Below are 15,446 nucleotides of genomic sequence, written 5' to 3' on the forward strand. Positions count from 1 at the left end.
CACGAGCCTTGAAGGGGCTCAGTGAGCAAACAACGAATTGCCCTTCTGCCCCGCCAGCTTCTCCGGCTTGATCAGGAACCGCGCCAGGGCCGGCAGCAGCCACAGTGCGCCGAACATGTTCCACAGCAGCATGAAGGTCAGCATCAGGCCCATGTCGGCCTGGAACTTGATGGCCGAGAAGATCCAGGTGCATACACCGATGGCCAGGCACAGGCCGGTGAACAGCACGGCCTTGCCGGTGGATTTCAACGTCTGGTAGTACGCCTCTTGCAGCGGCAAGCCGGCACGCAGGAAACTTTCCAGGCGACTGTAGATATAGATGCCGTAGTCCACGCCAATCCCCACGCCCAGGGCCACCACCGGCAAGGTCGCGACCTTCACGCCGATGCCCATGAACGCCATCAGCGCGTTGCCCAGTACCGACGTCAATACCAGCGGCAGCACGATGCACAGGGTCGCCGCCCAGGAACGGAAGGTGATCATGCACATGGTCGCCACGCACAGGTACACCAGGATCAGGATGATCAACTCCGACTCCTTGATCACCTCATTGGTGGCCGCTTCGATCCCGGCATTGCCGGCGGCGAGGATAAACTCCAGGCCGTCCTTGTTGTTCTCCTTGGCGAAGTCCTGCACCGCATGCACGGCGCGGTCGAGGGTTTCGGCCTTGTGATCGTTGAGGAACACCAGCACCGGCGCCAGGGAGCAATTGTTGTTGTACAGACCATCGGCGCGGGCGATGGAGTTATTGAGCACGTCCGGGTTACGCGACAGGGTTTCCCATTTCAGGTTGCCTTCGTTCATACCCTTGATCATCTGCTTGGACACGGTCACCAACGAGATTGCCGACTGCACGCCCTCGGTGTTCTGCATCTTCCACATCAACTGGTCGATGGGCGCCATGGCTTCATAGCGCGAGCATCCTTCGGACTTGGTCTTGACCATCACCACCAGCACGTCGGAACTGGTGGAGTAATTGCTGATGATGAAGTTGTTGTCTTTGTTGTAGCGCGAGTCCGGGCGCAGTTCCGGGGCACCTTGGTCAAGGTCGCCGATCTTCAGGTTCTGGCTGTACCAGAGACCGCCGCCAAAGGCGATCAGGGCGAGGAAGATCGAGACCGGCGCGACTTTAGGGCTGGCGAACTTGGACAGCAGCCGCCAGAAACGGTGTTCGCGGTGCGCGTCCTTTTTACTGCGCTCAATCGCGCGCTTGCTGATACCCACGTAGGAGATCGCCACCGGCAGCAGGATCAGGTTGGTAAACACGATCACTGCCACACCGATGGAAGCCCCAATGGCCAGCTCGCGGATCACGCCGATATCGATGATCAGCAGCGTGATAAAACCGACAGCGTCGGCGAGGATCGCAATCATTCCCGGCAGAAACAACTGGCGGAAAGTACGCCGTGCGGCGGTCAGGGCGTTATCGGCGTCACTGGATTGCAGGGCGATACCGTTGATCTTCTGCACGCCGTGGGAAATACCGATGGCGAAGATCAGGAACGGCACCAGCATTGAGTATGGGTCCAACCCGAAGCCGACCGCGTGCATCAAGCCCAACTGCCAGACCACCGCCACCAGGGTGGTGATCAACACGGCGATGGTGCTGCGGATGCACCAAGTGAACCAGTAGAGCAGCACCAGGGTGATCATGAAGGCGATGCCAAAGAACAGCACCACCATGATCAAGCCATCGATCAAGTCGCCGACTTTCTTGGCGAAACCGACAATGTGGATTTTTACATTAGGGTTTTGCGCCTCGAACTTGTTGCGGATCTTGTCCTCAAGTTCATGGGAAAACTTCTGGTAGTCCAAGGCCAGCAACTTGCCCTGGTCCTGCGGGTCCGGGTAGGACTCCAGCAGCGGGATATCGACGATACTCGACTTGAAGTCGTTGGCCACCAGACGCCCGACCTGGCCGGACTTGAGCACGTTGTTACGCAGCTGGTCGAGGCTTTGCGGCGAGCCGTTGTAGCTCTGCGGGATGACTTCGCCACCGGCAAAACCTTCTTCGGTCACTTCGGTCCAGCGCACGCTGGGGCTCCACAATGATTTGAGGCCCGAGCGATCGACGCCGGAGATGTAGAAGACCTCGTCGTTGATCTGCCGCAGGGTCTCCATGTACTCCTTAGTGAAGATGTCGCCGTCCTTGGCCTCCACCGAGATACGCACGGTATTGCCCAGGTTGGCCAGGTCGTTGCGGTGCTCCATCATCTTTTCGATGAAGGGGTGCTTGAGGGGGATCATCTTTTCAAAGCTGGTGGACGGGCGAATCAAGGTCGCCTGCCAGAACAGGAACACGCTCACCAGCAGGCAGATGACGATCACCGCCGGGCGATTGTTGAAGATCAGGCGCTCAAGAAAGGTCGCTTTATCGTTGTGATGACTGCTCATGCTTTCCCCGCCCTTATTATTGTTTTACGAGTTCGGCGCCAGCGGGCGTGGCGACACGAACGCCACCCTGCCCGACCAGAATCAAGTTGCCGTTGCCTGCAGCCGTGACCGCCGAGAGTGATATCCGGTCCGGGCGATTGAATACGCTGAACGTCTGGCCGTCGTCATGACTGACCACCACGCTGCCGCCGTTGCCGACGACGACAATGGAGCCATCATCGAGCAACGTCGCCCCAGACAAGCCGAACTCCAACGCACCGCGTGTGGCATTGAGCTCGACCTGATCCCAGGTGCTGCCAAAATCGGTAGAGCGGTACAGGTTGCCGCGCAAACCATAAGCCAGCAGGGTCTGCGGCTGCGCCGTGCTGATCACGCCAAACAGCGAGCCCTCATAGGGGCCTTCGAGTTTTTCCCAGGTCTGGCCGTCGTCGCCGGAGCGGAACATGCTGCCTTGCTCGCCGACGATGAACAGGCCGGCGTCCTTGATCGAAGCAATGGCGTTGAGGTGGAACTGGTCTTCGTTATCGAGACGGTCACTGACGTCGTTCCAGGACGTGCCGCCGTCGGTGGTTTCGATCAGCGCACCATAGGCGCCCACGGCGAGGCCATGGTTGGCATCGTTGAACCACACATCGAGCAACGGGGCTTCGCGCTTGAGGTCTTGATATTGCTGGGCCCAGGTGGCGCCGCCATCGGCACTGGCAAGGATTTGCGCATCATGACCGACGGCCCAGCCACGTTGGTCGTCGACGAAAAACACCGCCGTGAGCAGTTGCCGGGTGGGCACCTTGGCTTGAGTCCAGGTGTTGCCCTGGTCATCGGAATAGAGGATATGCCCGCGATCACCGACCGCCACCAGACGTTTGCCTGCGTGGGCTACGTCGATCATCAAGCCTTTGGCAGCCTTGGGTGATTCAATCGCCGATACCGCGGCGGCGGTGGCATCGCTGGCGGCCAGCACCGGCGTCGACAACACGGCACCGGCAAGCAGCGAGAGCGCTGTGGCCAGCAACGCAACCCTGCGCGCGGCACGTGGGCGGCAAACAACCCAACCCATGACAGGCTCACTCATAGACCTTTCTCCCATTTATTATTGTTAGGTCATCTCATCTTCCAGGGCCGTGAAACCTGCAATCTAGAGCGCCTGGAGTAAGCAGGGGCCATCCTATCGGGCTTTGGAATCGTCTGACAATCGGCGCTGCGTTATCTTTTGTTAACTGGCGGCATTTGGCCAGGGGTGAATATGGCTTTATCAGCAGAAATGATGAACCCAAGGCGCGTGGCACACTTACTGACGAAAAATGAATTTTTATTCCACCTATTGAATTAAACGAAGATTTATTCCATTAATAGCCATCCTGAAAACAATAATCCAAAGGACCACGGCTATGCGTGAACTCGGAATCGGCCTGATCGGTACAGGCTTCATGGGCCGCGCCCACGCGCTGGCGTTCAATAACGCGCGGGCGGTGTTTGAACTACCGGTGCACCTCAAGCTGGCCGCCCTGGCCGATGCCGACACCGAACGCGCCCAGCGGTGCGCTGACGCCTGGGGCTTTGCCCGGGCCCATGGCGACTGGCAGGCACTGATCGACGACCCCAAGGTCGACGTCGTAGCCATCACCACGCCCAACCATTTGCACTATCCCATGGCCATGGCCGCCATCGCGGCGGGCAAGGCGGTGTATTGCGAGAAACCCCTGGCCGTCAGCCTCGAGCAAGCCGACGCCATGCGCCGCGCCGCCAGTGCCGCCGGGGTAGTGACGCGAGTCGGCTACAACTACCAGCACAACCCGATGATCGTGCTGGCAAAGCAAATGATTGCCAAGGGCGACCTCGGCGAGATCATCAGCTTCCAGGGTGAATTCAGCGAGGACTTCATGGCCGACCCGGGCTCCCCCTGGTCGTGGCGGTGTGAAGTCGAACACGCCGGTGGTGCCCTGGCCGACCTGGGCAGTCATCTACTGTCAATGGCGCGCTATCTGGTCGGTGATGTGGTCAGTGTGTGCGCCGATACCCAGACCGTCCACGCTCAACGGCCCGTCACCCAGGGCAGCAGCACTTTGAAACCGATTGCTGTGGATGACCAGGTGCATGCCCTGCTGCGCTTTGCCAACGGTGCCCGCGGCACGGTAAGCAGCAGTTGGCTCAAGCACGGCTACAAGAATCACTTGGGCTTTGAGATCAGCGGGACCAAAGGCACCTTGGCGTTCGACCAGGAACGCTTGAATGAACTGCGCCTGTACCGCATCGGCCAGGACGGTTTCCAACGCCTGCTCGCCGGCCCCGCCCTGCCCGGCTATGCCGCATTCAGCCCGGCGGCGGGGCACCAGTTGGGCTACAACGAGCTGAAGACGCTGGAGGTGCAGGAGTTGATCATGGCGCTGGCTGGCCAGGGTGCCGATGGAACGGACTTCGAGGCGGCGTGGGCAGTCGAGAGGCTGGCGACGGCAATTCGTACGGCGGCGCGCGAAGAACGCTGGGTCAAGGTCAACGAACTGTAGAGCACGCTGATCTGCCGGTTAAACGCCGCCCTTACCTACAGGGTCGGCGTGCACTGTCCGGCCTATCCATCAGTGTGTTCGCAGGGATGAAGCGCTGACCATTATTCAACTCAAGTAAAAACTTGTTTGATCGCACTTCAATCAGTCACTTTTCCTAACTTCAAATAGCTGTATACCCCCTTCAAAAAAACACACTTCACACGCAGCCAGCGCACACACACCCGCCTTTAAAAACTCTAAACTTTTAATCACACATCGACATAAATACCCTCTGGCCTTCCGTAAAGAATCACGCCACCTTAATCCGCGCCCGACACTCAAACCCCTCTTACGCACTCATACAAACCAAACATCTGCGAGGCATAAACATGCTAAGTAACGAAACTCACGCGCCAATGCACCTGCACCGACAAATCCAACCCCCTACTGGCGACACTCCACTGCAAGCCTCGTCCTCTCTATCAGACAAAGTTGCCCAGCAACTGACCCGCGACAACTTTAAATTAAAGGACAAGAATGGCGATGGCCAATTATCCGTTTCTTACAAGTTCTTCGACGCCACAGACCCGCAAACAGCCTGGCTCAAGGGCGGTGGTGCACTTGAATTCAGCCAGGCCAGAAAGAAAGCGTTCAGGAGCGCGATCAAGGCTTGGGAAGACGTGGTCAAGGTCAAGTTCACCGAAAACGCCAAGCATGCAGATGCATTTTTTGTCCTTCACGCCAACAATGGGGTCGGCGGGTACGCGACCATGCCAAATGACCAGGGAACGGCAAATATAGGCATCGGGGTAGGCAACAGGAACTCTCCCCCTCATTCGTCGATGATTCATGAACTTGGTCATAGCCTGGGATTACAACATCCCAACCAGAACTATCCCGAAAACAGCCAAACGCACACGGCCATGAGTTACAAAAACAAATGGTGGCGCCCCGCCGACGAGCGCGGCGCGAGTGTTTCGGATAGCAACTTGACCCCGGCCATGCACGATATCGCAGCCGTTCAACGCTTATACGAACCCAATTACGAAACTCGAAAAGGAAATACAACTTATGGTTTCAACTCCAACACTGAGCGTGACCACTATACGTTGACCTCAGCCGACGAGTTGACCAACTTTTGTGTCTGGGATGGGGGTGGCGAAGACACCTTGGATTTTTCCGGTTTCAAGCAAAATCAAAAGATCAACCTGGGCGCCGAGACACTCTCGGATGTGGGCGGTCGCATGGGCAACGTCTCCATCGCCAAGGGCGTGGTCATGGAAAATGCCATCGGCGGCTCCGGGCACGATGTGTTGATTGGCAATCACGTCAACAACCGCATGACGGGAGGGGCAGGAGGCGACACGCTGACAGGGGGTGGAGGCGCAGATACCTTTGTCTATAACCGGGCCAGCGACTCACCGGCTGAAAACCCGGATATGCTCACGGACTTCACAAGCGGTATCGACAAGATCGATCTATCTGGGTTGTTGAAAAAAGCGGGCCTCCAGACTCCTCAACTCGTTGACCAACACACGGGGCGCAAAGGTGAACTGACGCTGGACTACGATGCAAACATCAAGCTGTACAGGCTGATTCTAAATGTGAATGGCGACCCTGGATCCGCGCTGGTGATCCTGAGCAAAAGCCCGATAAAACCTGGCGATATCTTGACAGGGGCTACGCCCGATATACCCGTTACACCAGATGCGCCGGTTACACCTGTCGTGCCGCCAAAACCAGAACCAGAACCAGAACGTAAGCCTATTCCTGTACCCAAGCCGGCCCCCGCGCCGCCGCTTCCTGTCACGCCCCCACGCTCAGAATGCGATGCGGCCGACACCGTTTACGGCTTCAACGCCAATACCGGCCAGCGTGAAACCAGCCTCTCGTCGCCCACAGACAAACCGGCTTTCAGCGTGCATGACCTAAAGGGTAATGACACTCTGGACTTTTCCGGTTTCGCGCAAGCCCAGCGAATCAACCTGGCGCCGAATTCGCGCTCAAGCGTCGGTGGCTTGACTGACAATGTGTACATCACGCCCGACACCCTCATCGAAAATGCCATTGGCGGCAAAGGCAGCGACCGTATTGCCGGAAACAGCGGCGATAACGTGTTGATCGGCGGGGGCGGAGCCGACCACCTGGCCGGTAATGGTGGCTTCAACACGTTCACCTACCAGACCGCCAGCGACTCCACGCGCAACAACCCGGACTTGCTCATGGACTTCACCACAGGCCAAGACAAGATCGACTTGAGCAGTCTTAGTAAAAACACACAGGTCACTCTCAACCACGTCAGTCAATACAGCGGACGACCGGGCGATACCCTCCTGACCTTCAACCCGAATACCCAGCGGTACTTCCTCGCCATTGATCTGACGGGTGATCGCAAGACTGACTTTCTGATCAAAAGCACTCGGCCGATCTACAGCGAGGATGTCATTGGCCTCAACATTCAGGATGATGGTTACCTCTGACCATTGCTGACAACGTCGAGAGTGTCAGCGCAACGCCCGCCGCAGTACCTTGCCAACCGTCGTCTTGGGCAGCTCGGTACTGCGAAACTCCACATACCGCGGCACCTTGTACCCCGTCAAGTATTCCCGGCAGTGCGCGAGGATCTGCTCCTGGGTCAGGTCCGGGTCCTTGCGCACCACGATGATCTTGACCTTTTCCCCGCTCACCGCATCGTCCACGCCAATGGCGGCCACTTCGCTGACACCCGGGTGCATCGCCACCACATCCTCGATTTCATTGGGGTACACGTTAAAACCCGAGACCAGGATCATGTCCTTCTTGCGGTCCACCAGGCGGATATAGCCGCGGGCGTCCATCACCCCGATATCACCGGTGGACAGCCAGCCCTCGGCGTCCAGCACCTCGGCGGTTTCCTTGGGGCGCTGCCAGTAGCCCTGCATCACTTGCGGGCCGCGTACTTGCAGTTCGCCTTGCTCGCCGATATCCGCCAGCTCGCCGTCTTCGCGCATAAAGCGCACCCAGGTCGATGGCAGCGGCACACCGATGCTGCCGGTGAATTCCATCTCGCGCATGCGTGAAATATCGATGGGGCTGATGCTCACCACCGGCGAACATTCGGTCAGCCCGTAACCTTCGACGATCGGCAGCCCGGTGACTTCTTTCCAGCGCTTGGCCACGGCGGTGTGGGTGGCCATGCCACCGGCGATCACCAGGCGCAGGTCGGAAAAGTCCCTTGCGCAGAACTCCTTGTTCTCCAGCAAGCCGTTGAACAACGTATTGACCCCGGCAATCCCGTTGAAGCGCTCTTTGCGCAGGATCATCTGCACGCGCTTCACGTCCCGCGGGTTGGCGATCAGGATATTGCGCCCGCCCAGGCACATGAACATCAGGCAGTTCACCGTCAGGGAAAAGATGTGATACAGCGGCAGCAGGGTCACGTTGGTTTCCTGCTTGTGCTGGTCCAGTTGGTCGCCGACCCAGGCCTTGGCTTGCAATAGGTTGGCGATGATATTGCGATGGCTGAGCATCACTCCCTTGGCATCGCCAGTGGTGCCGCCGGTATATTGCAAAAAGGCGAGTTCGTCGCGATCCAGGGTGACCGGCAGATGATTCAGCGCCCTGCCCTGTTTCATCACCTGATTGAAACGCAGCGCGCCGGGCAGCTTGAAGGCTGGCACCTGTTTCTGCACACGCCGCAGGATGAAGTTCATCGCCGCGCCCTTGAAGGTGCCCAACAAATCACCGATCGCCGCGACCACCACGCGCTTGACGCTGCTGCCTGCCATGGCTTTTTCCAGGGTGTGGGCAAAATTCTCGAAGATCACCACGGTCTCGGCGCCGCTGTCCTTGAGCAGATGCTTGAGTTCATGGGCGGTGTACAACGGGTTGACGTTGACCACCACTGCCCCGGCCAGGATCGTACCCAACAGGCAAATCGGGTACTGCAAGCAGTTGGGCATCATCAGCGCCACGCGGTCGCCCTTCTTCACGCCCTGGCCCTGCAGCCAAGCCGCAAACGCAATGCCCTGGACCTGCCAGTCGGCGTAGGTCATTTCGGTGCCGATGCTGACGTAGGCGACCCGCTCGTGGAATTTTTCCAGGTGTTCCAGGAACACTTCACGCAATGACGGGTAGTCTTCGATCCCGGCATCGATGTCGGCCGGAACGCCGGGCAGGTAAGCGTTCAACCAGATGCGTTCGCTGTGTTCCAGGCTGATAGCGTTCATGGCAGTGTCCTTATTGTTGTTTTTGACAGCGTTACTTTTCGACGATGGCGGTGATGCCCAACCCGCCCGCCGCACAGATCGAGATCAGGCCGCGACCACCACCGCGTTCATGGATCGCCTTGGCCAGTGCCGCCAGTTGCCGGCCACCGGTGGCGGCAAAGGGGTGGCCGCAGCCCAGTGAGCCGCCGTTGACGTTCATCTTGCTGCGGTCGATGGCGCCCAGGGGAGCGTCCAAGCCGAGGCGCTCGCGGCAATACTCGGGGTCTTCCCAGGCCTTGAGCGTACACAGCACCTGGGCGGCAAAGGCTTCGTGGATCTCGAATAAATCGAAGTCGGCAAAACTCAAGCCCTCGCGCTCAAGCATGCGCGGTACGGCGTAGGCCGGCGCCATCAGCAGGCCCTCGGTGCCGTCGACAAAATTCACCGCCGCCGTCTCACCCGTGCGCAAATAAGCCAGCACCGGCCAGCCGTTGGCGCTGGCCCATTCTTCACTGGCGAGCAGCACCACCGAGGCGCCGTCGGTCAGCGGCGTGGAGTTGCCGGCGGTGAGTGTGCCGTTGCGCCGGTCGAATGCCGGCGACAGGCCCGCGAGTTTTTCCAGGCTGATATCGGCGCGCAGGTTGTTGTCGCGGGCCAGGCCGCGATGGGGGCTGATCAGATCGTCGAAGAAACCGCGTTTGTATGCCGCATCCAGGCGCTGGTGACTGCTGAGGGTCAGTTCGTCCTGGGCCAGGCGTTTGATTTGCCAGCGCTTGGCCATTTCCTCGCAGTGCTCGCCCATGGACAAGCCGGTGCGCGGCTCGCCGTTACGCGGTAACAACGGCTTGAACAACATCGATGGACGCACTTTCAGCAAGGTCTTGAGCTTGTCGCCCATGCCCTTGGCCCGATTGGCGGCAAGCAAGGTATGGCGCAAGGTTTCGTTGATACCGATAGGCGCGTCGGAGGTGGTGTCGGCGCCACCGGCAATCCCGACTTCGATCTGGCCGAGGGCGATTTTATTCGCCACCAACAGCGCCGCTTCAAGCCCGGTGCCACAGGCTTGTTGCACATCATAGGCCGGAGTTTGCGGCGACAGCGTGGTGGACAATAAAGACTCACGGGCCAGGTTGAAATCCCGTGAATGCTTGACCACCGCCCCGGCGGCAAACTCGCCCAGGCGTTGGCCGTGCAGGTTGTAGCGGTCTACCAGGCCTTGCAGAGCGGCGACCAATAAATCCTGGTTGCTGTCGTGGGCGTACACCGTATTGGAGCGCGCAAACGGGATGCGGTTGCCGCCGATGATCGCCACGCGGCGGGTCGGGGCCGGGTTGAAGCTGTAGTCACTCATGCCTGGCTCTCTTTCCAAATGAATAGCCCGCGCATATGGGGTTTGTCCCCAGCAAAATTGCGCACTTCGAACTCACGCCTTGGGCCGGTCACCGGGCGGTTCCACAGGGCGACCTGACCGGGCAGGAAGATCGGCAACTTGAAGTCGCAGTGGGCCTGGGCCTGATCCAAGCCTCCGGGTGGTTGTTGCGCCGCCAATGCTCGCCCCAGGGTCCACATGCCATGGGCGATGGCACGCCGGAAACCGAAGAGCCTGGCGCCGATGACCGAGGTGTGAATCGGATTGAAGTCCCCCGAGACCTTGGCAAAACGTCGCCCCAGATCAGCCGGCAATACCCAGCGTTGGGTGCGCAATAAACCGTCTTCCTGCAGCGGCAAAGGGTCACTCCAGGCTTCACCCACAGGGCTGTCGACGTCGCGACGCAGGTACAGGCTGTCGCTTTCCCACACCAGGGCGTCAGCACCGTAGGCACGGGTGGCGATACTCAGCGCCTGCCCTTTTGGATGGGCGACCCAGCGCTCGCAATACACCTCCAGACGCAGCGCCTGGCCCTCGTGCAGGCGTTGGTGCTGGCGAATGCGATTGGCCAGGTGCACCATGCCGCTGGCCGGGTACGGGAAGCTTGGCCGGGTCAGCAGCATCAAATGCAGTGGGAATGCCAACACATGGGGATAGGACAGTGGCACGCCCTGTTCACGCCGAAAGCCACAGGCCCGGGCGTAAGCGGCGATACCTGCGGGCGACAGCTCCACCGCCGAGCGCACCAGTCGCGCCGTGGGCAACGACGGCGCGCCGTCGAGCTTGGGCTTGCGCAAGGCGCGCATGCCATCGAGCAACAACTGCGTGCGCGAGGGCGCTGGGTCGATAATCTGCGTCACGTAATCCATCGACTCAGGCTCCCAACAGGCTTTGGCCACACACCCGCACCACCTGGCCATTGACCCCGCCGGATGCGGGATGGGCCAGCCAGGCGATGGTCTCGGCCACATCAATCGGCTGCCCGCCCTGGGACAACGAGTTCATGCGTCGCCCCGCTTCGCGGATCATCAGCGGGATTTTTGCGGTCATCTGGGTTTCGATAAACCCGGGGGCCACCGCATTTACCGTGACCTGCCGAGCCGCCGCACGCGGCGCCAGGCCCTGCACCAGGCCTATCACCCCGGCCTTGGAGGTGGCGTAGTTACTTTGCCCCAGGTTGCCGGCGATACCGGAAATCGACGACACGCACACGATGCGCCCACCTGGGTTCAGGCCCTGGCTGTCGAGCAAGGCCTCACTGAGCTGCAACGGTGCCTCAAGATTGACTGCCAATACACTGCGCCAGGCGGCTTCGGTCATCTTGGCGATGGTCTTGTCACGGGTGATGCCGGCATTGTGTACCACCACATCGAAGGCACCGTATTGGCTGACGTGGGCTTGCAACAGCGCAGCGGTGTCGGCGGCAGTGATGTCCAGGGGCAAGGCCGAACCTGCGACACTGGCGGCGGCCTGCTGCAACGCATCCTGGGCCTGGGGCACATCCACGCACACCACATGGGCGCCGTCCCGCGCCAGCACCTGGGCGATGGCCAGGCCGATGCCCCGGGAGGCGCCGGTGACCAAGGCACGTCGACCGGCGAAGGGTTTGTCCCAATTGACGGCAGTGTTGCCATCGACCGGTGTTTGCAGGCGCACCACCTGCCCCGATACATAGGCCGAACAGCGCGACAGGAAGAAGCGCAGGCTGCTGTCCAATGCCTCCTCGGCACCTGGCGCCACATAGAGCAACTGCACGGTGATCGCCCGGCGCAGTTCCTTGGCCAGCGAACGTACCAAGCCTTCAAGAGCGCGCTGGGCGATGGCCTGGGGCAAGTCCCTGCAATGTTCCGGCGCTGTGCCGAGCACCACCACCCGGCCATGTTGGCCGAGGCGCTTGGCGTTGGCATGGAAGAACACGTAGAGCTCATCCAGCTGTTGCAGATCGGCGATGTCACTGGCGTCGAACACCGCGCCTTGCACCTTAACGGTAGACGGCGCCATGAGGGTCGCCGGGGTGGCGGCAACGGTGTCGGTGGCGCTGAAAATGCGCTGCACCGATGCCACCAGGCGCCCGGCCCCGGCGATGATCACCGGGTTGGCCAGCCCGGCCTGGCCACCGCGATGGCGTTGCAGCGGCAAAGGCTGCGGCAGGCCGACAGCCTGGGCCAGACGACGGCCCCAGGGGGAATTGACGAATGAAAGGTAGTTGTCACTCATAGAGGATTCCACTCACAACACTGATCCTGCCTTGTGAACCCGGTCAAATGTGGGAAGGGGCATGCCCCCGATGGCGGTCTATCAGGTAAATCTGCTTGGCTGACACACCGCTATCGGGGGCACGCCCCCTCCCACATTTGGACCGCGTTCTTCTTAGTTGACCGGGGCGTTTTCGCTTTGATTGCTGCGACGCTTGGCGCTCGGCTCCAGCGCTTGCTTACGTTGCTGCAAGGCCTCCAGCAAACCAAAATCCTGGGGAAAATCATCGACCTGGATGCCGTGGTCGGCGTACTCCACATAGCGCGCCAGCAAGGTGTCTTCGTCATCGCTGATCAAGTCCAGCGCCCGCGCCTTGACGCGCCAGACGGTGAAAGCCATGGCCGAGATCGGCAGCGGCTCGAGCAAGCCTTGCTTGATGGAGGGCTTGAGCCGGGCCTCGATCAGCTCCACTTGCGGCAATAAACGGAAGCCGAGTTCGCCATAGGCCAGCTTGTCGATTTCCGGGCGCGGGATGTAGGAATTGGCCAGCAAACGATCGCGGGTTTCCCCCGGGGTCTGCACCACATCCGCCACCTGGGCCAACAGGCGATCCGAGGGTTTGCGCAGTGGAATGCCCAGCGGAAAGCTCAAGCCACGCATCACCGCCGCAGCGGGTTTCGAGGGGTAGTTATCGAGCACTTCGGCCAAGGCTTCATGGGCGCGCAGCAATGCATCCTGGGCCGCCCAATGCACCAGCGGCAGGTCGGCCTGGGGCTGGCCATCATCCTCAAAACGCTTGAGCACGCAGGACAGGATGTACAGCTGGGAGAGAATATCCCCCAGGCGCCCGGTGATGCTTTCCTTACGCTTGAGGGCACCGCCCAACACGCCCATGGAAATGTCCGAGATCAACGCCAGCACCACCGACAGCCGATTGGCCTGACGGTAGTAGGACGCCAGCGCCGGGTCGGTCTTGGCCGGCGCCGAAATCAGCCGCCCGCCAGTCAGCGCATGCACCGCTGCGCGTACGGTGTTGGCCAGGACAAAACTCACATGGCCGAACATCGCGCTGTCGAACTCTTCCAGCGCCTTGCGCCGATCCGGGTTGCGCGCCGCTTCCATCTCGCGAAACACGTAGGGATGGCAACGAATCAAGCCCTGGCCAAAGATGATCAGGCAGCGGGTCATGATGTTGGCGCCTTCCACCGTAATGGCGATGGGGCTTTGCTGGTAGGCGCGGGCAAGGAAGTTATTGGGGCCCATGCAGATGCCTTTGCCGGCGACGATATCCATGCCGTCGTTGACGATGATCCGCGCACGCTCAGTGACGTGGTACTTGGCGATGGCCGAGATTACCGACGGTTTCTCGCCGGCATCCAGGGACGCCACCGACACCTTGCGCACCGCATCGCAGGCATACAAATGCCCGGCCATGCGTGCCAACGGTGCCTGCACCCCTTCAAACTTGCCGATGGGCAGGCCGAACTGCTTGCGCATCGCCGCATAGGCGCTGGTACCACGCACCGCGACTTTACCCAGGCCGACGTTGGCCGATGGCAGGGAAATCGCCCGCCCCGCCGCCAGGCATTCCATCAACATGCGCCAGCCGTTGCCGATCTGCTCGCGGCCGCCGATTACCCATTCCAACGGAATGAAAACATCCTTGCCGGTGGTAGGACCATTCTGGAACACCGCGTTCAGCGGCCAGTGGCGGCGACCGCTGTTCACACCTGGGTGGGATGTGGGGATCAGCGCGCAGGTAATACCCAGTGAACCGGGCGCGCCGAGCAAGCCGTCCGGGTCTTCGGCGCGGAACGCCAGGCCCAGCACCGTGGCAATCGGGCCGAGAGTGATGTAGCGCTTGTCCCAGGTCACTTTGAAACCCAGCACTTGCTCGCCTTCGTGCAGGCCTTTACAGACGATGCCCAGGTCTGGAATCGCGCCCGCATCGGAGCCGGCATAGGGGCTGGTCAGGGCAAAACACGGGATGTCTTCGCCCCTGGCCAGGCGCGGCAGGTAGTAATTGCGCTGGGCGTCGGTGCCGTAATGCAGCAGCAGTTCAGCCGGGCCCAGGGAGTTGGGCACCATCACCGAAATCGCCGCCGCCGAGCAGCGGGTCGACAGCTTCATCACTACCTGGGAGTGGGCGTAATGGGAGAACCCTTTGCCGCCGTACTGCTTGGGAATGATCATGCCGAGGAACCCGGCATCCTTGGTGTACTGCCAGCATTCGGGCGACATGTCTTGCCAGACCTGGGTGGTTTCCCAGTCATTGGCGATGTCGCACAGGTTTTCCACCTCGTTGTCGAGGAAGGCTTGCTCCTCGGCACTCAGGCTGGCCGGCGCCGCTTGCAGCAGGCGCTGCCAGTTGGGCTTGCCGCTGAACAGCTCCGCATCCCACCACACAGTGCCCGACTCGATGGCCGCACGCTCGGTATCAGACATCGCCGGCATGATTGTACGAAACAGGCCCAGGGCCTTGCTGGTCAGCAGGGCGCGGCGCAGGGGCTTGATCGCCAGCACCAAGGCCGGCAACACCACCAGCACGGCTGCAACAGCAGTGCCCAGGCCGGCCACTGCATTGAACAGGTAGCCAACCGCCAGCCAGATTAGCCCAGCGCCGAGCCACAGGGTGGCGGCGGCTTGTCGATACGCCAGGGCAATCGCTGCGGCGAAACCCACCAATAACCAGATAAGCATGGGGATACCTCTACTTGATTCGGGGTGTGGCCAACACACAGGCAGGTCGAAATGAGCTGCGGCGTAAAACCACACTACAAACTTGAAAGACTAAATTCAAATTTTGTTTTGAAATTT

9 protein-coding genes are annotated in these 15,446 nt (G+C 60.4%); 2 read left to right on the top strand and 7 right to left on the bottom strand.

The features are described 5' to 3' along the window. Positions 1-18: 18 nt before the first annotated feature. Complete coding sequence (locus KVH01_RS20975; protein ID WP_217882742.1) at positions 19-2,394, bottom strand: efflux RND transporter permease subunit; 2,376 nt, start codon at positions 2,392-2,394, stop codon at positions 19-21. Between the two features lie 16 nt (positions 2,395-2,410). Continuing rightward, entirely contained in the window at positions 2,411-3,451 is a 1,041-nt protein-coding gene (locus KVH01_RS20980) for a WD40/YVTN/BNR-like repeat-containing protein (protein ID WP_217882843.1), read from the bottom strand. A 331-nt stretch (positions 3,452-3,782) separates the two neighbouring features. Here KVH01_RS20980 and KVH01_RS20985 point away from each other — a divergent pair, with 331 nt between their 5' ends. Beyond that, positions 3,783-4,898, top strand: a complete 1,116-nt coding sequence (locus KVH01_RS20985; protein ID WP_217882743.1) for a Gfo/Idh/MocA family protein — start codon at positions 3,783-3,785, stop codon at positions 4,896-4,898. Positions 4,899-5,266: 368 nt separating this feature from the next. Further along, complete coding sequence (locus KVH01_RS20990) at positions 5,267-7,357, top strand: M10 family metallopeptidase C-terminal domain-containing protein (protein WP_264083710.1); 2,091 nt, start codon at positions 5,267-5,269, stop codon at positions 7,355-7,357. A 24-nt stretch (positions 7,358-7,381) separates the two neighbouring features. On the opposite strand, the gene KVH01_RS20995 is transcribed toward KVH01_RS20990, so the two are convergent. The 5 genes from KVH01_RS20995 to KVH01_RS21015 all read right to left on the bottom strand — a co-directional run bounded on the left by KVH01_RS20995 (position 7,382) and on the right by KVH01_RS21015 (position 15,329). After that, positions 7,382-9,085, bottom strand: a complete 1,704-nt coding sequence (locus KVH01_RS20995) for an AMP-binding protein (RefSeq protein WP_217882744.1) — start codon at positions 9,083-9,085, stop codon at positions 7,382-7,384. A 31-nt stretch (positions 9,086-9,116) separates the two neighbouring features. After that, the gene (locus KVH01_RS21000) at positions 9,117-10,415 is read right to left on the bottom strand and encodes an acetyl-CoA C-acetyltransferase (protein ID WP_217882745.1); all 1,299 of its coding nucleotides are present in this window, start codon (positions 10,413-10,415) and stop codon (positions 9,117-9,119) included. Further along, positions 10,412-11,302, bottom strand: coding sequence for a MaoC/PaaZ C-terminal domain-containing protein (locus tag KVH01_RS21005; RefSeq protein ID WP_217882746.1), 891 nt, complete (start codon positions 11,300-11,302; stop codon positions 10,412-10,414). The genes KVH01_RS21000 and KVH01_RS21005 overlap by 4 nt, the downstream gene beginning before the upstream one ends. A 4-nt stretch (positions 11,303-11,306) precedes the next feature. Then, a complete protein-coding gene (locus KVH01_RS21010) occupies positions 11,307-12,650 on the bottom strand; it encodes a 3-oxoacyl-ACP reductase (RefSeq protein WP_217882747.1) in 1,344 nt (447 codons plus the stop codon). 153 nt (positions 12,651-12,803) lie between these two features. Continuing rightward, positions 12,804-15,329 carry an acyl-CoA dehydrogenase gene (locus KVH01_RS21015; protein ID WP_217882748.1) on the bottom strand — a complete coding sequence of 842 codons (2,526 nt, stop codon included), beginning with the start codon at positions 15,327-15,329 and terminating at the stop codon, positions 12,804-12,806. Between the last annotated feature and the right edge of the window lie 117 nt (positions 15,330-15,446).

This window comes from Pseudomonas khavaziana (genome assembly GCF_019145205.1).
GTDB classification, from domain to species: Bacteria; Pseudomonadota; Gammaproteobacteria; order Pseudomonadales; family Pseudomonadaceae; genus Aquipseudomonas; species Aquipseudomonas khavaziana.

What these genes read in the sequence shown, in the direction of transcription:
- KVH01_RS20975 (WP_217882742.1), bottom strand. Translation starts at nt 2,394, where the DNA reads ATGAGCAGTCATCACAACGATAAAGCGACCTTTCTTGAGCGCCTGATC.
- KVH01_RS20995 (WP_217882744.1), bottom strand. Translation starts at nt 9,085, where the DNA reads ATGAACGCTATCAGCCTGGAACACAGCGAACGCATCTGGTTGAACGCT.
- KVH01_RS20980 (WP_217882843.1), bottom strand. Translation starts at nt 3,451, where the DNA reads ATGGGTTGGGTTGTTTGCCGCCCACGTGCCGCGCGCAGGGTTGCGTTG.
- KVH01_RS20990 (WP_264083710.1), top strand. Translation starts at nt 5,267, where the DNA reads ATGCTAAGTAACGAAACTCACGCGCCAATGCACCTGCACCGACAAATC.
- KVH01_RS21000 (WP_217882745.1), bottom strand. Translation starts at nt 10,415, where the DNA reads ATGAGTGACTACAGCTTCAACCCGGCCCCGACCCGCCGCGTGGCGATC.
- KVH01_RS21015 (WP_217882748.1), bottom strand. Translation starts at nt 15,329, where the DNA reads ATGCTTATCTGGTTATTGGTGGGTTTCGCCGCAGCGATTGCCCTGGCG.
- KVH01_RS21010 (WP_217882747.1), bottom strand. Translation starts at nt 12,650, where the DNA reads ATGAGTGACAACTACCTTTCATTCGTCAATTCCCCCTGGGGCCGTCGT.
- KVH01_RS21005 (WP_217882746.1), bottom strand. Translation starts at nt 11,302, where the DNA reads ATGGATTACGTGACGCAGATTATCGACCCAGCGCCCTCGCGCACGCAG.
- KVH01_RS20985 (WP_217882743.1), top strand. Translation starts at nt 3,783, where the DNA reads ATGCGTGAACTCGGAATCGGCCTGATCGGTACAGGCTTCATGGGCCGC.